The organism is Cohnella thailandensis, from assembly GCF_014212135.1.
GTDB lineage: Bacteria > Bacillota > Bacilli > Paenibacillales > Paenibacillaceae > Cohnella > Cohnella thailandensis.
The window spans coordinates 150,633-172,668 of the sequence record NZ_JACJVQ010000011.1 but is presented as its reverse complement, the minus strand read 5'-3'; the positions used below and the strand labels follow the sequence as shown (position 1 = coordinate 172,668).

General features: G+C 56.2%; 14 protein-coding genes. 12 read left to right on the top strand and 2 right to left on the bottom strand.

The genetic code is table 11. The features are described from left to right. Window positions 1–5: 5 nt before the first annotated feature. Window positions 6–884: an AraC family transcriptional regulator gene (locus H7B67_RS14035; protein ID WP_185120472.1), complete on the bottom strand. Its 879-nt coding sequence runs from the start codon at window positions 882–884 to the stop codon at window positions 6–8. Window positions 885–1,012: 128 nt separating this feature from the next. Between H7B67_RS14035 and H7B67_RS14030 the strand changes: the two genes are divergently transcribed. The 9 genes from H7B67_RS14030 to H7B67_RS13990 all read left to right on the top strand — a co-directional run bounded on the left by H7B67_RS14030 (window position 1,013) and on the right by H7B67_RS13990 (window position 13,930). Continuing rightward, window positions 1,013–2,020 (top strand): glycoside hydrolase family 130 protein, encoded by a 1,008-nt coding sequence (locus tag H7B67_RS14030; protein WP_185120471.1) that lies wholly within the window; start codon window positions 1,013–1,015, stop codon window positions 2,018–2,020. Between the two features lie 25 nt (window positions 2,021–2,045). Beyond that, a complete protein-coding gene (locus tag H7B67_RS14025) occupies window positions 2,046–2,963 on the top strand; it encodes an ABC transporter permease (protein ID WP_245363578.1) in 918 nt (305 codons plus the stop codon). A gap of 25 nt (window positions 2,964–2,988) precedes the next feature. Then, window positions 2,989–3,861, top strand: a complete 873-nt coding sequence (locus H7B67_RS14020; protein ID WP_185120469.1) for a carbohydrate ABC transporter permease — start codon at window positions 2,989–2,991, stop codon at window positions 3,859–3,861. 77 nt (window positions 3,862–3,938) lie between these two features. After that, entirely contained in the window at window positions 3,939–5,561 is a 1,623-nt protein-coding gene (locus H7B67_RS14015; protein WP_185120468.1) for an extracellular solute-binding protein, read from the top strand. 158 nt (window positions 5,562–5,719) lie between these two features. Further along, on the top strand, window positions 5,720–9,256 hold the full coding sequence (locus tag H7B67_RS14010) for an alpha-galactosidase (RefSeq protein ID WP_185120467.1): 3,537 nt from the start codon (window positions 5,720–5,722) through the stop codon (window positions 9,254–9,256). Window positions 9,257–9,341: 85 nt separating this feature from the next. Further along, window positions 9,342–10,727, top strand: a complete 1,386-nt coding sequence (locus tag H7B67_RS14005; RefSeq protein WP_185120466.1) for an FAD-dependent oxidoreductase — start codon at window positions 9,342–9,344, stop codon at window positions 10,725–10,727. Between the two features lie 332 nt (window positions 10,728–11,059). Next, on the top strand, window positions 11,060–11,572 hold the full coding sequence (locus tag H7B67_RS14000) for a hypothetical protein (RefSeq protein ID WP_185120465.1): 513 nt from the start codon (window positions 11,060–11,062) through the stop codon (window positions 11,570–11,572). Window positions 11,573–11,987: 415 nt separating this feature from the next. Continuing rightward, window positions 11,988–12,731: a glycerophosphodiester phosphodiesterase family protein gene (locus H7B67_RS13995; RefSeq protein WP_185120464.1), complete on the top strand. Its 744-nt coding sequence runs from the start codon at window positions 11,988–11,990 to the stop codon at window positions 12,729–12,731. Continuing rightward, on the top strand, window positions 12,731–13,930 hold the full coding sequence (locus tag H7B67_RS13990; protein WP_185120463.1) for an SLC45 family MFS transporter: 1,200 nt from the start codon (window positions 12,731–12,733) through the stop codon (window positions 13,928–13,930). The genes H7B67_RS13995 and H7B67_RS13990 overlap by 1 nt, the downstream gene beginning before the upstream one ends. A 53-nt stretch (window positions 13,931–13,983) precedes the next feature. On the opposite strand, the gene H7B67_RS13985 is transcribed toward H7B67_RS13990, so the two are convergent. After that, window positions 13,984–17,601 carry a glycoside hydrolase family 44 protein gene (locus H7B67_RS13985; protein WP_185120462.1) on the bottom strand — a complete coding sequence of 1,206 codons (3,618 nt, stop codon included), beginning with the start codon at window positions 17,599–17,601 and terminating at the stop codon, window positions 13,984–13,986. A gap of 177 nt (window positions 17,602–17,778) precedes the next feature. Between H7B67_RS13985 and H7B67_RS13980 the strand changes: the two genes are divergently transcribed. The 3 genes from H7B67_RS13980 (at window position 17,779) to H7B67_RS13970 (ending at window position 21,957) form a co-directional block, all read left to right on the top strand. Next, window positions 17,779–18,471: a helix-turn-helix domain-containing protein gene (locus H7B67_RS13980; RefSeq protein ID WP_185120461.1), complete on the top strand. Its 693-nt coding sequence runs from the start codon at window positions 17,779–17,781 to the stop codon at window positions 18,469–18,471. Between the two features lie 150 nt (window positions 18,472–18,621). Next, window positions 18,622–20,502, top strand: a complete 1,881-nt coding sequence (gene htpG / locus H7B67_RS13975) for a molecular chaperone HtpG (RefSeq protein WP_185120460.1) — start codon at window positions 18,622–18,624, stop codon at window positions 20,500–20,502. Window positions 20,503–21,003: 501 nt separating this feature from the next. After that, entirely contained in the window at window positions 21,004–21,957 is a 954-nt protein-coding gene (locus H7B67_RS13970; RefSeq protein WP_342592507.1) for a CapA family protein, read from the top strand. The last annotated feature ends 79 nt before the right edge of the window (window positions 21,958–22,036 follow it).

Below are 22,036 nucleotides of genomic sequence, written 5' to 3'. Positions count from 1 at the left end.
GCCGTTCAATAAGAGGCATAATGAACCTGCCGGTACTCGCTCGGGGTCATCCCCTGCTTCTCCCGGAAGACCCGAGCGAACACCTTGTAAGAGCTGAAGCCGACCTCCAGGGCGATGTCGAGGATGCTCATGTCGGTCGCTACCAATAAGCTGCAAGCGTGGCGCAGACGGATGTTATGCAAGAGGTGCATGAAGTTGATGCCCGCATGCTTCTTGATCTCGACGCTGAGGCGAGTCGGGTGGGTTCGGAACGTTTCGGACAGCCCCGTCAGGGACAAATCCTCGCGGTAATTGTAGTGGATGTATTCGATGACGGGCCAAACGACGCCCTTCCGGCCGGATTGTTCCTCTTCCGCCCGCCTGCTCTCCCGAATGGCGAGCCGCTTCCTTTCGAAGCGGATGAGCAGCTCGTGCAGCTTCAAGGGGAGCAGATCCTTGCGGAACGGATCCCGAGCCTCATACTCCGCGAGAATGCTGCCGAACAGCCCCTCGAACGAGGCCAGCTCCTCTTTGTCGATTTGAACGTAGGGCAGCCGATTCTCGACGAGCATCGTCTGCAGATGGGCCGAGCCGATCTTGGAGCTGGCGGTCAGAAGCTCCATGGCGAACATGCAATTGTACAATCTCAGCGGAGTCGGCGAAGTGGTGACGATCTCGTGGATCTGATAAGGGAGGAGCAGGTTGAACGTGCCGCGGGACATCGGATGCTTCACGCCGTTGATGGTCTCGTAGCCTTCCCCCTCGATGACGAGCGAGCATTCGAGAAAATCGTGCCGGTGGGCGGGGAAATGATGCCGAACCTCGTTGATAGAGACGTGAACCGGGAAGTCCCGTTCGATCATATCGTAATCGGATAAGTTCTTGTTCATAGGGAAGATAGTCATAAAATCCCTCCAAGACTTAGAAAAATTAGGATAAAGGGATAAAAAATTGCGCCTCTGACAGCCCGATTATACCATAAACTAGGCTTGTGAACGCGAAGGATAAACGATGGCATCAGGGAGGATGTAAGATGAGTTTGCCGACATTAGGGTTGATCGGAGACGTGCAATCGAGTCCGCTGGTTTACCGACACCCGGACAACCCGATTTTGACCAGCGATCAAGTCCCATACAAACCAGCATTGGTGTTCAATGCCGGCGTGACGAAGTTCCAAGGCAAGTACGTGATGGTGTTCCGGAACGATTATGGCAATCCGAAATTGCAAACGCTTTCCCATTACGGCACGACGAATATGGGAATCGCCTTCAGCGACGACGGCGTGAATTGGGACGTGAGGCCGGAGCCGTGCTTCGATATTCGGGACGAGGAGATCGTCCGGGCTTACGATCCGCGCCTTACCGTGATCGACGGCCGCTGCTACATGTGCTTCGCGGTGGACACGCTTCACGGCATCCGCGGGGGGATCGCCGTGACGGACGACTTCGAGACCTTCGAAATCATCAGCATGAGCGTTCCGGACAACCGCAACATGGTGCTTTTCCCCGAGAAGATCAACGACCGTTACGTTCGGCTGGAGAGGCCGTTCACGATCTATAGCCGCGAAGGCAAGGAGAGATTCGACATCTGGATCTCCGATTCGTCGGATCTGAAGTACTGGGGCAATTCCGATCTGCTTCTCGGAGTCGAGCAGGTGCCGTACGCGAACGCGAAGCTGGGACCCGCCGCTCCTCCGATCAAGACGCCCAAAGGCTGGCTGACCACCTTCCACGCCGTGGACATCGACCCTTCGAGAGGGAAGAACGGCTGGGAGGATTCGTGGAAGAAGCGTTATACCGCGGGAATAATGCTGCTGGATCTAGACAACCCCAAGCAAGTTGTCGGACTATATAAGGAACCCCTGCTCGCACCCGATGCTCCCTACGAGAAAGACGGCGGATTCCGCAATCACGTCATTTTCCCGGGCGGCATGATTCTGGAGGATAACGGCGAGGTGAAAATCTACTACGGAGCGGGAGACACGTATGAGTGCTTGGCGACTGCGGACATCGATGACTTGATCGGGCTTTGCTTAAAGTAATCTGATCGCAAGGATGGGAGCACCAATGGCGAAAAACCTCAGAAGCGCGTTGCGTTACGTCGACAAGAAGAAGTACCTCTACATCATGCTTATCCCCGGCGTTCTCTACTTCCTGATTTTTAACTACGTTCCGATGTACGGGGTTCTCATCGCCTTCAAGGACTTCAACTTCAACAAGGGAATACTGGGCAGCGCATGGATCGGCTTCGAGAACTTCCGGTATATGTTCGGGCTCAGCGACTTCTATACCGTCTTCTGGAACTCGCTGATCTTAAGCTTCCTGAAGCTGCTGTTCGGATTTCCTTTCCCTATTCTTCTAGCTATTTTCCTCAACGAGATGCGCAGCCGAACCTACCAGAGATTTACCCAGACGCTCATCTACCTTCCTCACTTCATTTCCTGGGTAATCATCGGCGGGATTCTCGTCAACTTCCTTTCTCCGACTTGGGGGGTACTCAATATCTTCCTCGGCCAGCTCGGCATCGACCCGATCTTCTTCCTGGCGGACGAAAGCTACTTCCGGCCTATCGTCGTGCTCAGCAGCATCTGGAAGGACTCCGGCTGGGAGAGCATCATCTACCTGGCGGCCATCGCCTCCGTAAACACGGAGCTGTACGAAGCGGCCAGCATGGACGGCGCGGGCAGGCTCAGGCGGATCTGGCACATCACGCTGCCGGGCATCAAATCCACGATCATCGTCCTGCTTATCCTAAGGCTCGGACACATCATGAACAACGGCTTCGAGCAGATCTTCGTCCTGCAGAACCAGATGAATCTCGGGGTATCCGAGGTGTTCGAGACGTACGCCTACCGGGTGGGCATTCTCGGCGGCCGCTTCTCCTTCGGAACGACGGTGGGGCTGTTCACTTCCGTGATCGGGCTGATTTTCCTGCTCGCGAGCAACCGGATCGCCAAGTGGATGAAGGAAGACGGCATCTGGTAAAAGGACCTAGAGAGGAGGAGCAACGATGGGGATTCGATCCTTCAAGGACAAGTTATTCGATTCCTTAAATTATACGGTCATTACGATATTCGCGCTGGTCTGCCTGTTCCCGTTCCTCTACGTGGCGGCTTTCTCGGTTACCTCGTACACGGAATACTTGCAGCATCCGCTTAAGCTGATTCCCTATAAGCTGGAGTTCGGCGCTTACAAGCAAATCTTCGAGATGCCCGTTCTATGGACGGGATACCGCAACACGATCATCATCACGGTCGCCGGAGTGGCGCTCAACATCTTCCTGATGCTCATCACCGCGTACCCGCTCTCCAAGCCGGACCTGAAGGGCCGCAACGTCATCCTTCTGATGATCACCTTCACGATGTTCTTTAACGGCGGCTTGATCCCGAACTTCTACCTGATCCGGTCGCTGGACTTGTACAACACGCTGTGGAGCTTGATTCTGCCGGGAGCGCTCGGAGCCTACAACCTGATCCTGATGAAAAGCTTCATTCAGAACATTCCGTCCAGCCTGGAGGAATCCGCCCAGATCGACGGGGCGAACGAAGTGACGATTCTCGCGAGAATCATCATTCCGCTCTCCAAGCCGGCGATCGCGACCTTCGTTATTTTCCATGCGGTCACCCAGTGGAACACGTTCTTCAACGCGATCATCTACACGTCCAAACGAGATCTATGGCCTCTTATGCTCATCGTGAGAGATTTGGTCGTCGACGGCGGAGGGGTGGCGCGGGACGTCATGGACGCCGCCAACTCGGGAGTCACCGAATTTACGATCAAGATGGCCATCATCATTTTCTCCACGCTTCCGATTCTATTAATCTTCCCGTTTATGCAGAAGTACTTCATGAAAGGCATGCTGATCGGTTCCATCAAAGGGTAAGCCCGGCTTGCCCTTCCGATTCCGGTTAAGGCTGCGCAAAGCAGTTTTAATATAAACATATTAAAGGGGATACGCACATGGGGAAAATCAATCCGAATCGAGTCGGCGTTCTGACGTCCGTCGTTCTGCTGACCACCGCGCTGGCCGCTTGCTCCTCCAATAATAATGGCGAAGAGAGCGGCGCCGGCGGCAACGAATCCAAGGCTCCGGCTACTACCTCTGCCTCCTCGGCATCGGCATCCCAAGAGACCAAAGAGCCGGTGAAGATCAAGATGTTCAACCGGGTGAACGCGGACGTCGTCATCGACGGCAATCCGGTGATCGAGGAAGCGGGCAAGCTGGCCAACGTGAAGTTGGAAGTGGAAGCGCCTCCAATCAACAACTACGTCGACAAGCTTCAGGTCGTGATGGCGTCGGGAGACTTGCCGGACCTGATCTACAACTGGGGAACCGCGGGCAACGGGGCGGACGCGAACATGGAGAAGTGGGCGCAGAACGGGCTGCTCGAGCCTCTGGACGACAAGATCGCGAATTATCCGAATCTCATGAATAACATTACCAAAGAAATGTGGGATGCCGTGAAGTCGGTAAACGACGGCAAAACCTATATCATCCCGAGGCCGAACGTCGTCAACCATTGGGGCTACGTCATCAACCAGCAATGGCTCGACAAGCTTCAGCTCAAGGCGCCGACGACGCTGGACGAATTCACCGAGGTCGTGCGCGCCTTCGCCAAGAACGACCCCGACGGCAACGGCAAGGACGACACCTACGGCCTGTCCTTGGCGGGTCCGGACCTCGGCCGCAACACGATCTGGAACGCGACGAACTTCCTGACCTCCGCCTTCAACCTGCCGGTCGTGGACGGCGTGAAGGATACGGACGGGAATTATAAAATTCGCGAGAAGATGTCCGGCTATCTGCCTTACCTGACTTACCTGAGACAGCTGAACGAAGAGAAGCTGATCGATCCGGAGTTCCTGATCAACAAGATCTACGTCGACCAAGAGAAATTGAACCAATTCAAGGTCGGAATCATCTACGGCCATCAGACGGCGGTGCTCGGCAACATCTCCAAGCTGCCGGATTCGGAGAAGATCTTCAGCTACCACGCCGTCCTGAAGAACGATCAAGGCGTCGCGTACGATTGGATCACGCCGGCCATGTGGGGAGGCTGGATGATTCCGAAGGACTCCAAGAAGGTAGACGACATTCTCGCGTTCCTCGATTGGGGCAACACGGCGGAAGCCAACGCCCTGTTCCAGATCGGCATCCAAGGCTTGACGTACGATAGCTACGACCCGTCGACCAAGCTGATCACGAGAACCGAAGAACAGGCGAATAAGCTGAAGACGATCTCCAGCACCTATCTGACTCCGGCTAACGCGATTAACGGAGACGGCGCTTCTATCGTCAACGGAGATACGCCGGAGAGACTGGCCGTCTATCAGGCGCAGCTGGACGAAGCCCTGAAGCAGATGACCGCCGTCAACGTGCCGGCCGTGCGCTCGCCGAAGATCCTTAACCTGAATTCCAGCATTCCGGACCTGGTCAAGAAGAAGGACGAGAAGGAGATCGCCTACATCACGGGAGCCATCGACGAAGCGAAGTTCAAGGAATTCCTCGAGAAGGAATGGTACCCGGCAACCGCGGACGCGGAGAAGGAATACGTGGACTTCATGAACTCGCTCGGCAAGTAAGCAAAGAAGGAGCTTAGCTTTCGGTGCCCGCAAGCCGCGGATGGCGGAGAAGACCGGTTGTCGGCGGTTTGCGGGTGATCAGCCTTACCTTTACGATAGCGTTTCGCGAGCATGGCTGGTGAAGTCATGTTACTTTCCTATGGGCAAAAGGGGGCATCATGATGTTGAAAATGGGCTTGAGAATGGCATTATGCTTGACGTTGATCGCGGGATTGCTCTTTACCGGAATTCCGTTCGCGAAGGATACGCAGCCGCAGGAAGCGTCCGCGGCAGGAGCGGGCATCACGAAAAACGGCAATACGTGGACGCTGGAGAACGACGTTCTTCGGGTGGTCGTCGTTTTCTCCGGCGGCAGCATCGAGATGACCAGCTTCTACAACAAGGCCGCGGGACGCGAGTATTTGACCGGCGGCGGCAGCAAGCATCTGTTCTACTACGATTACGAGGGAAGCGATCTTTATTCCAACGACGGCGGTTGGACGCTGGGAACGGATGCGATAACGGATATCGACAAGTTCGGCGCCAATTGGGGCAAGGAGCTGGTCATTCCGATTACGAGAACAACGCCGCATAACGTGACCGTTCGGCTAAAGTTCGAGCTGTACAACGACAAGGCGGGTTTGCGCTACTACAATACGATTCAGAACAACGACAGCTCGGAGAAGACGATCGGCGCCTCGGACATTATCGCGCTTAATTTTCCGAACGACGCCCATACGATCCATTACGTGCCGAACATGACCTGGAGCAGCACGACCGGCGCGCTGGCGCCGAATACGGGCAGGAACGCCATTACCCGGTACGACACGGGAGACGGCTGGATCGTCCAGCCGGAGATGAACTGGAAGACGCAGGACGCTCCGGACCGGCTGCCGTTCGCCGCGATCAACGCCTGGAGTGGCATCGACGGCGTGAAGGTGTCGACGAATCCCGGTTCCCTGCAGCTTGTCCTGTTTCCGGGGGAAGAGTTCGAGTATATCGCGGTCGACATGACCGCCTTCGTCGGGGATAGCCTGGACGGGCGGATGGCGATGGAGGAGCATTTCCGCAAGCGCTTCAAGTATCACGATACGTCGTCCGTCTTCATCGTCAACGATTGGGAGTGGCTGAATAACCGCACCGAATCGTACTATCGCAACACGGTCATTCCGAAGGCCGTGCAGGCGGGCATGGACATGATCATGCCGGACGATTTATGGAACGTGACGCGGGACTCGACGACTCCGGTCAGCTCGTTCACGAACGACCTGCAGAGCTTGACGGATACCATTGTCGCTAACGGGATGAAGTTCGGCCTGTGGTTCAGCATGACCGGCGACAACCATAACGCGGGACGCGATCTGGCCGATCCGGCGAACATCGAGTTCAAGCGCGGCCAGGTCGAGGACTTCATGATCCCGAACTACAATTTGTCCCACCAGATGATCGACCTGACCGAGTATTGGCCGAACGCGGCGGACACGGCGACCTCGCACGTAAGCGACAGCGTGTACCGCAAGAACGTCCTCGTTCGGAATTACATGAACGACGTCGTCTCCCGCAACCCGGACTTCCTGATGAAGGTGACGAGCGAGGTCGACATTTATCCGACCCAAGGGGATCGCAATATCGGTCTTCTGCACATCGGGGATAACGGCTTCGTCTCGTCGAAGGGCAACGTGGACAAAGAAATTCTCATCGGCATGAACCACTTCGGCTATCTCCCGATGAGCTCCGTCTATTACGGCGGGCTCGTGTCGGGCAAGACGGAAGATTATTATTCGCACATGCTCGCCAGGGCGATCAAGTACGCCAAAGACCCGGCTACCTGGAGCGCCGCCGGCATCGCGACGCTGAAGAAATTCAACGACTGGAGGAAGAGCCCTCGGATCAAGGAGCTTACGGACGGAATCGTCCGGCCTCTGTACGCGGGTCCGAACTACGACACGACCGGTCCGTACGCCTGGATGTACGCGCCGGACGATAAGAGCAAGGCTCTGCTTATCGTCACCGCCGCGGGCATGGATACCGCCGTCAATGACGTCACGCTGAACCTGCGCTGGCTGGACAGCTCGAAGACGTATCTCGTGGAGGACGTCTCGATGGACGACAACGGCACGATAAATTATAAGTTCAAAGGCAGGTTTACGGGAGCGCAGCTCAAGGCGCCGGGCTTTACGGTCAATCTCGGAGAGAACACGTCGAGGGGCAAGGCGTTCTACTTCCAGAAGGATAACGCAACGGCCGATCTGCAAGTATTGTACGCGGACGAAAAGATCGCTTCGTATACGACGAGCGCCGGAGAGTCGACCCTTACGGTGACCGCGACGGGAGCTTCGGGAACGACGGGCAAGGTCATTCTCTATGACCGCTCGGCGAACAAGACGGTTATCCGGGAAGTGGCGATCGGTTCCGGCGGAACCGGCAGCGTCATGTACGAGTCGGGCTTCAAGCACGAGGCGGAGACGTTGCCGATCACGATGTCGGCCGGCGGCACGAACGCGAACGGGACCGACTCGCTCGCGAGCGGCGGCGCCCTGAGCTACGCCAACGGCAACGCCGTCGGGGGATGGGCGCAGTATACGGTTAACGTCCCGAGCTCGGGCACCTATAACGTGAAGGTCCGGGTGAAGAAGCATCCGGACCGCGGCATCGGGCAATTGTACATCGACGGCGTCGCCCAAGGGGCTCCCGTCGACCAATACGCGAGTACGCAAAGCTTCGTGGAAGTGAATCTCGGCGATAAGACGTTCTCGTCGGCCGGAGACAAGGCGTTCCGGTTCGAGCTGACGGGCAAGAACGCGGCCAGCGGCCAGTACACGCTGGCGACCGACTCGATCCGGCTCACGTACCGGTCCCCGGATCTGGCGCTTCCTCCGCTGGCGGTCGAGCCGGCCCGCTACGAAGCGGAATCGCTTACCGCCACGGTATCGAGCGGCGGCTCGACGGCGGTCGGCGCCGACGGTTCGGCGAGCGGCGGCTCTCTCGCCTACGGGAACCCGGGTGGCGTCGGCGGGTGGGTGCAATACGCGGTGAACGTGCCGGAGCCCGGCACCTACAACGTGAAGGTACGAGTGAAGAAGCACCCGGACCGCGGCATCGCGCAGCTATACGTGGACGGCGTCGCCGTGGGCTCTCCGGTCGATCAATACCAGAGCTCGCCCGCGTTCGTCACCGTCGATCTCGGCAACGTCACGGTCGCATCTTCCGGAAGCAAGGCATTCCGCTTCCAATCGACCGGCAAGAACGCGGCCAGCAGCCAGTATACGCTGGCGACCGACCTCATTACGCTCACGAGGCAGCCGACTTCGCTAGAGGCGGAAAGTTTAACGACGACCGTCTCGTCCGGAGACTCCTCCGCCAATTCGGCCGATTCCGCGGCGAGCGGCGGATCGCTGAACTACAGCGGCTTCAACGCGGTCGGCGATTGGGTGCAGTACGCGGTGAGCGTGCCGGCTCCCGGTACCTACTCGCTAAGCGCGAGGGTGAAGAAGCATCCGGACCGAGGAACCGCCCAGCTATACGTCGACGGGACGCCGCAGAGCTATCCTATCGACCTGTATAGTCCCGTTCAGGGCTACGAGATCGTCAGCCTTGGAACGATAACGTTCGGGTCGGCGGGCAACAAAGCATTCAAGTTCCAGATCGCCGGCAAGGACCCGGGCAGCAATTCCTACACCTTGGCGTTCGACAACTTGCGGCTGATGAAGCTGTAGAAAGAACCTGCAACGGGACGAGGGTTGCTTCCGCCGCTTGAAGCGGAGAGGCAGCCCTGCTTACTTGAACGGAGGAGAATCCAGCATGAAGGATAGCGGAGCAAGGAAGCAGATACGACTCCCGGAGGCGATCATCCCCGTCTCTCACGAGGCGGATGTAGTCGTTGCGGGAGGAGGAGCGGCGGGAACCGCGGCGGCGATCGCCGCGGCAGCGAACGGAGCGAAGACGCTGTTGATCGAGCAGCGCGGATACCTCGGCGGGATGGGGACGGTATCGCTGGTCCCGGCATTCTGTCCGTTCACCGACAAGGAGAAACCGATCGTTCGCGGGATCGGCCTGGAGCTCATGGAGCGAATGAAGCGGGAGTGCCGCGAGGATTACCGGAAGGAATACGAGAACGCGCTGGATTGGGTGCCGATCGATCCGGAGGTCTTGAAGCGCGTCTATGACGAAGCGGCCATCGAGAGCGGAGCCCGGCTTCTTTTCCATACCTTCGTCTATGATGTCGTTCTTTCGGAGGATAAGAGAAGAGTCGAAGGGATCGTCATCGTCAATAAGTCGGGAAGGTCGTTCGTCCGGTGCCGTTGCCTGATCGACGCGACGGGGGACGCCGATCTGGCGGCTCTGGCCGGAGTTCCGTTCCAGAAGGGCGGAGAGCAGGGCGAACTGCAGCCGGGAAGCATGTGCTATCTGCTCGCCAATGTAGACCGGCAGGCGTTCAACCGATTCTTGGCGGAGACGGGAGACACGGGACAGCTTCATAAGACGGTCGAACGCGCGATAGCCGAGGGGGCGCTGCCGGAAGGGCGCAAGTGCGTCTCCGGCTTGGCCTGGGTGAGCGATTATCTGGTCGGCGTCAACTTCGGCCACGTCTTCGGAGTGGACGGCACGAGGGCGGAGGACCTGACGCGGGGAGCCGTGGAAGGACGGAGGTTGGCCGATCGGCAGGTCCGGTTTTTCCGCCGGTACGTTCCTGGCTTCGAACAGGCCCATCTGGTCGCGAGCGGCGAACAGCTCGGCATACGGGAAACCCGCCGAATTCGGGGGGATTACGTGCTGACGGCGGATGATTTCGTCGCGGCCCGTTCGTTCCCCGACGACATCGCGCGCAATGCCTACTACATCGACATCCATATGGCGAGCAGCAAGGGCGGCATGACGATCAATCATCTCCCTCCGGGACAATCCCATGGCGTACCTTATCGGGTTTTGCTTCCGCTGGGAATCGATAATCTGTGGGTGCCGGGGCGCGCGGCTTCCTCCGACCGGATCGTCCAAGGCTCCCTTCGCGTGATGCCGAACTGCTTCGCGATGGGCCAGGCGGCCGGCACCGCGGCCGCCATCGCCTTAAGCTTGGGAGATGCATGTTCGTCCCGCGGCGTGCCGATAGAATCGCTCCAGCAACGCCTTCTAGAGCAGGGAGCCTGGTTGGGCGAGGAGCGTCGGTATGGCGCCTCCGGCTTGGTTTGACCCTTGGCTTTCTGATTATTGTCATGTGTTGAATAGGGCATTCCGTGAAGAAGCTTTGCTATCCGTCTTGGGCAGAAAACCCACTATCCCTTCGGTTCAGGAAAACCCACTATCCCCAAGGCTCAGACTTCTGACAGGAGGGGATAAGGCAAACCCACTATCCCCGCCACTCAGACTCTGAGAGAATGGGATAGTGGGTTTTTTTGAGCTTTTTCCGAATAAGACTCGCTCCCCGCCTCCCCCCGTTAACGCGACTTTTGACCGACATAATGATAAGATGGAAGCAACGATAGGCGAAGTAAGAGAAAATTCGCCGGGCGAAGGAGTTCAGGATGAGCAGAAAGACGAGAACGATCCTTATCGTCGCATTCGCGATCATTTGCGCAGCGTTGGCCTTTGGCTGGTCCTACAAATTTCCGAAGACGATCGACGCCAGCTACGAAGCGATCGAATTCCGCGACGGCGATGCCGCATCCGCCGGCAAGACGGCCGTTACCATTCAAGGAACCCTTTATAAGCCGTTGTTCCGGGAAGAGTACTTCCGCGGCAAAATTACGGTTGAGGGGTACGATTACACGGACTCCTACGATCTCTCCCAAGTTACCTTCGACAAAGATATCAACAATGGAGAAGGCTATCTTGTCTATGACACGGTCTCGAATGGCCGGCCGATCCTGAGGACGTTCGGTTCGATCTGGAAGGAGGGCGGCTTCGATCGGCTCCGGATTTCGGTATTCGAGCCGGTGGAGGGAAGCAGCAAGTCGGCAAAAGGATTGACCATTGCGGCGCCGGCAACGGACTATGAGGAAGCCCAGGCGATAGCGGATAAGGCAGCCGTCCAATAAAGAGTCGCCTAAACGAAGAAAAGACCTGCCCGGATTGCGAAAGCAGCATAAGGGCAGTTTTTTTGCATGGAGCACCGATCGTTTCTTATCCCTAACGGAACTGAGAGCCGTTATTTTCGCTTAAATCGCCTCTTTTCAAATCTAACGGAAGCCAGAGCCTTTATTTTCGCCGGGATGTCCTTTTAAATAAGATTTCTTCAAAATAGAGGCTCTCAGTTCCGTTAAAACTTCAAAACCGGTTTTTGGTACCTAATAAGGGCTCTCAGTTCCGTTACAGTCGGGCAATGGGGACAAGGCAACTAAACTGTCTATGACAACGCTTCCTTTTTAACACAAATCGGGTTATCTTTACGTTAGTATCCTGTATAATTCTGATGATTAACCTATTAAAACGTTCGGTTGGGGGAATGGATGAGTGGCAGACGTGATCAATTTCGCGCATCGCGGAGCTTCGGCTTATTGTCCGGAGAATACGATGGCGGCGTTCGTAAAAGCAATCGAGCTGGGAGCGACGGGAATCGAGACGGACGTGCAGATGACGAAGGACGGGCAGCTCGTTCTGATTCACGACGAACAGCTTCAGCGCACGACGGGCTCTCCCAAGCTGGTTAAAGACGCGACCCTGGAAGAGATCAAGCAGATGGATGCCGGCTCCTGGTTCGGTCCGGAGTTCCATGGAGAGAGGATTCCGACGCTGGCGGAGCTGCTGGAGCTCGTTAGCGGAACGCAAACGTTGGTCAATATCGAGCTGAAGAACGGCGTCGTTCTCTACCCCGGCCTCGAGGAAGCCGTGATCGCGGAGATTCGCCGGTTCGGGCTCTCGGACCAGGCGGTGATCTCCAGCTTCAACCACTATTCCCTTGTCAAATGCAAGCTGCTGGCCCCGGAGATCCGTACGGGAATTCTGTATATGGAAGGCTTGTACGAGCCCTGGGAGTATGCGGCCGGAATCAAAGCGGATGCGCTTCACGCATACTTCTACGCGGTGCTGCCGGAATGGGTGGAGCAAGCCGCCGCCAAAGGCATCGTTTATCATCCGTTTACGGTCAACGACTCCGTAACCATGCGGAGATTGGTTGAAGCGGGTGTGGCGGGCATCATTACGGACTACCCGGACCGCTTGGCATCGATTCTTAGAGAGGCCGAGGAGGACGCTTAATGAAGAGGACCTGGCTGCTCGGCTTCGGATTCTTCAGCATCAGCATCACTTGGGCGCTGTACAACGGCTTTGTGCCCTTCTTCCTGGACAATTACCTTTCGAGCACGGCCCTGATCGGATTCATGATGACGATCGACAATTACTTCGCGCTGTTCCTGCAGCCTTGGATAGGAAGCCGCAGCGACAAAACCGACACCAGGTTCGGCAGAAGAATGCCGTATCTTCTCTTCGGGATGCCGCTAGCCGCCGTGTTCGTGATCCTGATTCCCCTGCATACGAGCTTCGTAACGTTAGTTCTGTTCATGGTGCTGATGAATCTGGCCATGAGCATATACCGTTCGCCGACGATTGCCCTGATGCCCGACCTGACTCCGGAAGCGCAGAGAACGAAAGCCAACGGGATCATCAACTTCATGGGAGGCATCGCGGGCATTCTCGCCTACGGGGTCGGCTCCATCCTGTACGATGCGGATAAATCGTATCCTTTTATCGCGGCCGCGTGCATAACGGTTATCTGTATGGCGATTCTTTACCGAACGGTTAACGAGCGTCGCGACAGCGTCGTCCCGATCGCCGAAGAAAAGGTTAAGATCCGCTGGAGAGGCGAGCTGGACCGGACGACCGTCATGCTGCTGGGAGCGATTTTCTTCTGGTTCGTCTCGTACCAAGGGGTCGAAGCGCTGTTCACCTTGTACGGAGAGCATCATCTGGGCTTGTCCGAGAGCGCCGCGGCGTTCTCCCTGACGTTCTTCTCCCTGTTTTTTGTCCTATTCGCCATACCAAGCGGTTGGCTGGGCAATCGCTACGGCAAAAAAAGAACGATTATGGTCGGGGTATGCGGGCTGTTTCTCGTCTTCGCCGTCGTTCCTCTCGTGGAGTCGCTGCTGCTGCTGCGGATCCTGCTTGCCCTGGGCGGTATTTTCTGGGCTTGCATCAACATCAACTCTTATCCGTTTATCGTTTCTACCGGGGAGGAGAGAAGCATCGGCACCCGGACGGGAATCTACTATCTGGCTTCCTCGCTGGCGGCGATCTCCTCGCCTCCGCTGCTCGGGCTGGTCATCGACGGCTTCGGGTACGGCTCCTTGTTCGTTTGCGCGGCCGGCGGAATGCTGCTCGCGTTGCTCTTCCTGTCGTTGGTGAAGCATGACGGACGGACCTCGGGGCTTCCGAGCTCCCGAAATTCCAAAGCGGTATGAGAAGCGAGAAAACGGCCTCGGTCCGAGAATTCAGGACCGAGGCCGTTTTGCGGTTACGATAGAACGATATGAGCCACCGTCAATTTCGGAATGGTTAACGTAAACTTGTTGCCGTTAATGTTCGATAAGCCGTCTCTTTCCGTGATTTGCGGGCTATTCTCGTCAAACGCCCACACTTTTGCCGATGTGTACTGCTTTGTTCCTCCGATGGTAAAATCGGCGTTCATGGAGTAATCGAAGTTCTTGTTAATGACGATCATGTGCAGGTTGCCGTCGTTATCCTTGAACGTGGAGCTGTAGATGGAACTATTTTCGATATCGTTGGTTTCCGCTCTAACATTCGTATCCCCGTACTTCGAATTCATTCCATCATAGTTGTTGTAGATCTTGAAACCGGAAGAAAGATACGGGATCTTGGATAAATTCGCCGTTCCCGCCATATTCCAATAGGTGGCCAAGTAAAGTCCCTGCTTGCCGAAAATGCCAAGCGTATCGGCCTGCGCGATTCCTCCGGATACATGGTGATTGCCACCGAAGTCGTATTCGGTTATCGCGATCTTCGTGCCCGGATTGTATTTATTCACGGAGTTCTTCATGGCCGGGAGCAAGGGAAGGAATTCGCTGTACCAATCACCGATCCACGTATCCTCCAAGTAACTCGGATCCCATAGGGATCTCGGCGCTTGCACGCGAACCTTATGCGTTTCCAGATTATGCGCGGCTAAATTCGTGCTCGTGATTCGAGTGCCGCCGCCCATCTCCTCCGAGTACCAATGGACATCCAGAACGTCCAGCAGTCGCTTGCCTTCTATTCTGGACTCTCTCGCCATGTTATCCAGATAGTAGTCCAAATACCAGCCGTATTTTCCTTTGATCTGCTCCCATTCCGCTTTATTATCGACCATATACATATCGCTAAAGCCGTAGGACACAGGCCCGAACAGCTCAGCGCTCGGATCGACGTTCTTGACCGCCTTCGCGAGATCGATCGATTTGCTAAGAACCTCGGCGCCCTTCGTCATTTCCGGATGCATGTATTTGTGGGTCTTGTTCCACAATCCCGGCTCGTTATCGATGGAATAGCCCTTGATTCCCGTCGCGGAAGAGGCCGGCCCGAACTTGTTGACCAAGAAATTTACGAATTCATCGTTATACGCCGCATTGTCGTTCAAATCGGGCGTCAAGCTGAACGGCGCGCCTTTAGCGGCTTGGACTTCGACCCAGCTGGAAGACGGAGCCTTGTCCGCATCCGTTATCTTAATCCCCTTCGTCTTGGCCGCATACCCCGCGGTCGGCAGCGACCAGAGAGTATAAGCGCCTTTCTCCAACGATTGCTGATGAAAACCGACTGCCGCGCTGCCCGGGACTTCCCACTTGGCGCTGTCCGACACCGGAATTCCGCCATAGTACCAAGGAATAAAGGAGTCGCTCACATGTCCGGAGTCGCTGCCGGAGTTCGACGCGTTGTTCTCCCAGTTGTAGGTAGAGAAGCGATTGCCGCCCGCTCTCCGGGCCGTCAAATTCTCCGTTCCCGTCAAGTCTTCATTCGCACCGTAAATATAGGGGCTGATCGGCGTTCTGTCCGCCGTCGGATCGACGTTGAATTGGACATCGAAGGTACCCGTCACCGTCCGGAGCGTATTGACTTTAATCGGATCGCTCCACGGACCGGCGGTTTCCCCGTCTCTTGCTCGAACCCGATACGTATGCAGCGTTGCGGGAGCCAACCCTTCATGCGTATACGACAAGGTCTTTCCCGTCGACAGAACGTCGCCGTCGACTTCGATCTCATAGCCCGTAACCAGCTCTTGCAGAGCCTTCCAAGTTATTTGGATGGAAGTTTCATTCTTCGCCGCGCGAACTCCGGCTGGCGCGGGCAAGATCTGCTCGCCTGTCGTCTTGGCCGTGAAGGCGGAGCTCCATAGACTGGTCTTGCCCCCATTGACGGTCCTGATATTGTAGGTATGCAGCGTACCCGGCTTTAAGAAGTCATGGACGAACGTATTCCCTGCAACCGTCGTCAAGACGCCGTCGGCGCGAACTTCATATCCCGTCGCTTCGGCAACGGCATCCCATGTTAACGTGATGGAAGTATCCGTTGAAGTCGACTCTACGGTCGCGGGGAACGGGGGGATGTCAAGCAAGGAAGGCTCCGTCCCCCATAGCAGTTCTCCGTCCTGATAAACGAGTGTCTTAGGGCTCTCCACTTCCGCGGAGGTGTTCAAGAACGAGTAATCGTTGGTTTGATCGAAGCTGGACCAGTCGCTCTTGTTCATCCGACCGTTGAAGGTGAGAGTCTCTCCCGGCTGCACGACGCCCGCTCCCTCGGTAAATCCGACCTCAAGGTAATGAGTCGCGTCCGCGGCCGGAATCGGCATTTTGACGATATTGGTCACGACATCGTCCGCGGAGAGGTTTCTCCATTTGACCATGCCGTAAAATCCGATCTCGAACGGTTTTTCTTCGTCCTTTGCGAAATCCGCCGTGAAGTAGTAGCGGAGCTTCGTATCCTTCAGAGGAATAGCCGTCTTGCCTAAATTGGTCATTTTGAACTTCGGAGTGATGGAGGAAGTGCTTTGCTTGTTCCCCGTAGTCGTAAGGATTTTGATGTCCTGCGATTCCGGGACGGCAGGAGGGAGCTTGACGGTTACGGCTGCGCTCCATGGACCGGCCATGCTGCCGTTCTTCGCTCTTACTCTGTACGTATGCTCGGAATCCGGCTTCAAACCGCTATGGGTATAAGACAACGCGCCTGTAGGAATGCCGACCGGCGTTCCGTCGACTTCCACGTCGTAGCTTGTCGCTTGCTCCGCCGCCTTCCAAGTTACCGTGACGGAATCGGTCGAAGGCACCGCCTTTACATCGGCCGGCGTTGCGGGAACGGGCTGCGATTCGGAGGCTACCTGAAACGGCGCCGCTTCCGCGTTTTCCTTATACGTTACCGTTCGATCCGGGCTGTACAATCCGACGGCCACTTTGTAATTCCCTAACGGGGCCGTTGCCGGAACGGTCCAATCGAGCCGGAAATCCTTCTTCTGGCCGGCCGTAAGCGTCTCGACCCAGGATTGGCTTAGCGCCTTCTCCCCGTCGGGTTGAACGACGCTTACTTCTACCAGGGCTTCCGTGTACACGCTTGCCGTTACGGAAGCGTCGATGGCGACCCGATTCCCCCTGAGGACAGGGTCCGGAGTAACCGTCGCAGCGGTCGCATAATCGACGGAAGGCACGCCTCCAGTTACGTGTATCGCTGCCGCTCCGGGGTACCATTTGCTCGGACTGCCCCAGCCCGCTCCGAAAATGCCGAAGCTGACCGTATACTTCCCTTCCGGCAAGTTCGCAGGTACTTTCCAAACGAGCGCGGTCGTCTTTTCTACGCCTGCTTCCAAATGAACTTTGTCAATGTAAACTTTGCCTACGTTTTTTACGTCTGAATCAAAGAACTCGACATCGATCAATACGTCGGTCGTTTCCGAAGGGGTTACGCTGACCAGAATCGTAGCTTCGGAGCCGGCTTCGACGCTGGATGCCGTCGCTTTGGCGGATGCCGCATAGCTGATCTTGGCTACCGCGGAAACGGACGGAATCAAGAACGCGACGCTATTCAGCAATAACAGCAAAACCAAAAACAGAGCGAGAATCGATCTTTTCGTCGTGCGGGGAAATACAATCATTTTGTGGACTCCTTAACATTTTGTCGATTGCCGTTACTCTGCACAATTAAACCACCATTGTTCATTCGGAGTCGATGGACTATGAGTATCAATGACGAACGGAATCGAAACCATGGGATAAAATGGGTTAACTTTTCGGCCGCTGCTGTCGATTTATTGGTAGGAGGTGGTTTCTTGATGGATATTCAGATGGAATTCGGCCTTCGTTGCAAGCAATTAAGAGCGCGATCGGGCATGTCGCAGGAAGAATTGGCGAGCAGGGCGGGCCTTGATCGTACCTATATAAGCAGCGTAGAGCGGGGTCAGCGCAATATCAGTCTTTCGAGCATGGAGAAGATTGCCTCGGCCTTCCATGTGTCTCTGGCTTATCTCTTCTCGGAGGAGCGTTTATCGGACAAGCCGGCCTATCAGCAGCAGGACTTTGCCGTGCCTCTCTCGGAACGGTTTAAGCACCATCTCGACGAGAGCAATCGAATCTTGTCCTTTCGGATAGGCGGGTTGCTTAATGAAGAAGATACCGAGCACATGATCAGAACCTGGCGGACCATTAGCGCTCAGCTTGGCGATCGGGAATTGCGTCTCTTCTACGACTACCGGGCCATGAAGGCCTCCGATAGCGAGCCCGCGGTGTTCTCGCAAGAAATCGTAGAAAAGGCCGTCCGGTTCCAAAATAAATTAACGGAGAACATCAAGCAGGTTGTTGTCCTGTGCAACTCCGAATATATGGTTCACCAGATGAATTACGTTTCGTCCGCAAGCAACCATCCCGGCAGATCGATCCATCTTTACGGCAACGACAAGGATATGGTCGGGAATGCTTACCGCCTACTGGGCATTCGCGATAATGGGCTTATCAGGACCGTCATTTAGCCGCGCGGAGACGAATAGTCCCATATTGACAGCGCTTTTTGAGATATGGTATATAGGAAAAAGATTAGCACTCAAGCTGATTGAGTGCTAAAATAATGTCTATAACGAACAACCCCTATCTCTCATGAACGAAAGGAGCCCGAATCCCTCATGGCCAAGAAGCAGTTCAAAGCAGAATCCAAGCGCCTGCTGGAAATGATGATCAACTCCATCTATACGCAGAAGGAGATTTTCCTCCGGGAATTGATCTCCAACGCCAGCGACGCGATCGACAAAATCTATTACCGCGCCTTGACCGACGACAGCCTCGTCTTCGACAAGGATAATTACTATATCAAGGTGACCCCGGACAAGGCGTCGCGCACGCTGACGATCTCCGACACGGGCATCGGCATGACCGCGGAGGAACTCGAAAGCCACCTCGGCGTCATCGCGAAGAGCGGCTCGCTCGCGTTCAAGAACGAGAACGAAGCGAAGGACGGCCACAACATCATCGGCCAGTTCGGCGTCGGCTTCTACTCCGCGTTCATGGTAGCGGATACGGTCACCGTCGTCAGCCGCTCGCTCGGCAGCGACCAGGCGTTCAAGTGGGAATCCACCGGAGCGGACGGCTACACGATTACTCCGGCGGAGAAGGAAACGGTCGGCACCGACATTTACCTCAAGATCAAGGACAATACCGAAGACGACAACTACGACGAGTATCTTGAGGAATACCGCCTGCGCGCAATCGTCAAGAAGTACTCCGACTTCATCCGTTATCCGATCAAGATGGAGATGACGTCCAGCCGTCCGAAGGAAGGCGAAGAGGGCGAGTTCGAGACGTACAAGGAAGAGCAAACCGTCAACAGCATGATCCCGATCTGGCGCAAGAACAAGAGCGAGCTGAAGGACGAGGACTACGACAACTTCTACATGGAGAAGCGCTACGGCTTCGACAAGCCGGTGAAGCACATTCACATCAGCGCCGACGGAGCGGTCGTCTACAACGCCATCCTGTACATCCCGGAGAGCACTCCGTTCGATTACTACACGAAGGAATACGAGAAGGGCCTGGAGCTGTATTCCAACGGCGTCCTGATCATGAACAAGTGCGCCGACCTGCTGCCGGACTACTTCAGCTTCGTGAAGGGCATGGTCGATTCCGAGAACCTGTCGCTTAACATCTCCCGCGAGATGCTGCAGCAGGACCGTCAGCTGACGGCGATCGCGAAGCACCTGGAGAAGCGGATCAAGAGCGAGCTGCAGAGCTTGCTGAAGAACGACCGTGAGAAGTACGAGAAATTCTACAAGTCGTTCGGCCGTACGCTGAAGTTCGGCGTCTACAACGACTACGGAATGCACAAGGACACTCTGCAGGACCTGCTGCTGTTCTACTCCTCCAAGGAGAAGAAGAACGTCAGCCTGGAAGAGTACGTCTCCCGCATGCCGGAAGACCAGAAGTACATCTACTACGCGTCCGGAGAGTCGATCGAGCGGATCGAGAAGCTGCCGCAGACCGAAGTGGTCGCGGACAAGGGCTACGAAATCCTGTACTTCACCGACGACGTGGACGAGTTCGCGATCAAGATGATCCAGAGCTACAAGGAGAAGGAATTCCGTTCCGTCTCCAGCGGCGATCTGGGCATCGAGCCTAGCGAGGAAGAGAAGGCTTCGGAAGCCGAAGAGAGCGAGAACAAGGATCTGTTCGAGTCGATGGGCAGCCTGCTTGCCGGCAAGGTGAAGAAGGTCAAGGCGTCCAAGCGCCTGAAGAGCCATCCGGTTTGCCTGTCGGCCGAAGGCGACGTGTCGATCGAGATGGAGAAGGTGCTCAAGGCGATGCCGAGCGGCCAAGACATCCAAGCGGACAAGGTGCTGGAGATCAACGTGAATCACGAGGTGTACCAGTCGCTGAAAGACGCTTTCGCGAACGACAAGGAGAAGCTGAGCCTGTACACGAGCCTGCTGTACAACCAGGCGCTGCTGATCGAAGGCCTTCCGATCCAGGATCCGGTCGAGTTCACGAACAACATCTGCAAGATCATGCGCTAAGAGGAAAATAAGGCGGATACACGCGAGAAAGGCATTTGGCGCGAGGAGTGTCCGAATAAGCGGATATCCGCGGCGAAGGGGCTGTTCACCCGGTCGGTTGGCGATCGGGCGGGCGGCCTTTTTTTTCGGCTTGGAGTGCGCTGGGTGAACCACATTGGCGGAAACGCGGGGGAACAAGCGAAAGTGGTGCACTGGATGCACCACATTGGCGGAAACGCGTGCGAACGAGCAAAAGTGGTGCACTGGATGCACCACATTGCCGTGAACGCGTGGGAACGAGCTAAAGTGGTGTACTGGGTGCACCACATTGGCGGAAACGCGTGGGAACGAGCGAAAGTGGTGCACTGGGTGCACTACATTGCCGTGAACGCGTGGGAACGAGCTAAAGGAGTGCGCCTGGTGCACCAAAAAAGCGACGTACGGCAAGGGTAAATGTGACCACATGGAACGCGCTTGAATAAGTTGGTCACACCGAAGGAGGGAGCGAATGTCTTGGCCAAAGTGAAGATTGCCATCGTAGGAGACTTCCTCATGAAGCGGCCGGTGATCGCTTCGGCTCGACGGAAGGGAAGGGGCTTCGAGTTTCATTCGCTTTTGAGGCCCGTGCGACCTTATTTGAGGAGAGCCGACGTGACCATCGGCAACCTGGAGACGACGTTCTCCGGCTATTCGGGTCCCGGAGTGAAGGGGAACGGGTACCCGACGGAGTCGAGGCACCCGAGAACGGGTTACCCTCGGTTCAACTGCCCCGATGAGCTCGCATCCGCCCTGAAGGCTGCCGGATTCGACGTCATGGTCACCGCCAATAACCATTCCATGGACGGCGGTACGCATGGACTCAAGAGGACGCTGGCCGTTCTGGATTGGCATGGCTTGAAGCATACGGGCACTTACCGAAGCGCTCAAGGCGCAGGCGCGCCGCTGATCGTCAGGTCAAACGGGCTCAGAATCGCTATCCTCTCCTACACGATGGGCACGAACTCTATTCCCGTCCCGCAGCCTTGGCTGGTGAACAAAATCGGCTCGGCTGATCGAATCAAAGCGATGATTCGCAAGCTTCGAAGCCAAACCGACTTCATCATCGTCTATCTGCATTTCGGACGAGAGTTTCGGACGTATCCGAGCGACGGCCAGAAAAGGCTGATGAACGAGCTTCTCTACCAAGGAGCCAACGCCGTCGTCGGAGCGCACCCCCATGTTCTTCATCCGGTACGCAGGATCCGCAGCCGGGACCGCGACGGCAGGCTTCTCACGAGAGTGGTCGCTTCTTCGTTGGGCAATTTCGTCTCGAAAAAGCTCCGCAACAGGGAGGATTCGATCACGGGGCTCATTCTGGAGATGACCGTGAGGAAAAACGGAAGGAAACCCGCGGATATCTCCGGCGTTCGCCGCATCAAGACCAAGGTTCGAAGCGACAGAGGCAGAGGGTATCGCGTCGTTCCTCTCTCGAAGTAGCTCCCTCTCCGCCATTGCTTCCGGCCAAACCGCTACGCGGTTTGGTCTTTTTTTTTCAACCGGGCGAACCAAGCTCACT

Bases quoted from the DNA above. Each gene is read 5' to 3' on its own strand.
- H7B67_RS14025 (WP_245363578.1), top strand. From the start codon at position 2,046: ATGGCGAAAAACCTCAGAAGCGCGTTGCGTTACGTCGACAAGAAGAAG.
- H7B67_RS14000 (WP_185120465.1), top strand. From the start codon at position 11,060: ATGAGCAGAAAGACGAGAACGATCCTTATCGTCGCATTCGCGATCATT.
- H7B67_RS14005 (WP_185120466.1), top strand. From the start codon at position 9,342: ATGAAGGATAGCGGAGCAAGGAAGCAGATACGACTCCCGGAGGCGATC.
- H7B67_RS14030 (WP_185120471.1), top strand. From the start codon at position 1,013: ATGAGTTTGCCGACATTAGGGTTGATCGGAGACGTGCAATCGAGTCCG.
- H7B67_RS13980 (WP_185120461.1), top strand. From the start codon at position 17,779: ATGGATATTCAGATGGAATTCGGCCTTCGTTGCAAGCAATTAAGAGCG.
- H7B67_RS13990 (WP_185120463.1), top strand. From the start codon at position 12,731: ATGAAGAGGACCTGGCTGCTCGGCTTCGGATTCTTCAGCATCAGCATC.
- H7B67_RS14015 (WP_185120468.1), top strand. From the start codon at position 3,939: ATGGGGAAAATCAATCCGAATCGAGTCGGCGTTCTGACGTCCGTCGTT.
- H7B67_RS14010 (WP_185120467.1), top strand. From the start codon at position 5,720: ATGATGTTGAAAATGGGCTTGAGAATGGCATTATGCTTGACGTTGATC.
- H7B67_RS14020 (WP_185120469.1), top strand. From the start codon at position 2,989: ATGGGGATTCGATCCTTCAAGGACAAGTTATTCGATTCCTTAAATTAT.
- H7B67_RS14035 (WP_185120472.1), bottom strand. From the start codon at position 884: ATGACTATCTTCCCTATGAACAAGAACTTATCCGATTACGATATGATC.
- htpG (WP_185120460.1), top strand. From the start codon at position 18,622: ATGGCCAAGAAGCAGTTCAAAGCAGAATCCAAGCGCCTGCTGGAAATG.
- H7B67_RS13985 (WP_185120462.1), bottom strand. From the start codon at position 17,601: ATGATTGTATTTCCCCGCACGACGAAAAGATCGATTCTCGCTCTGTTT.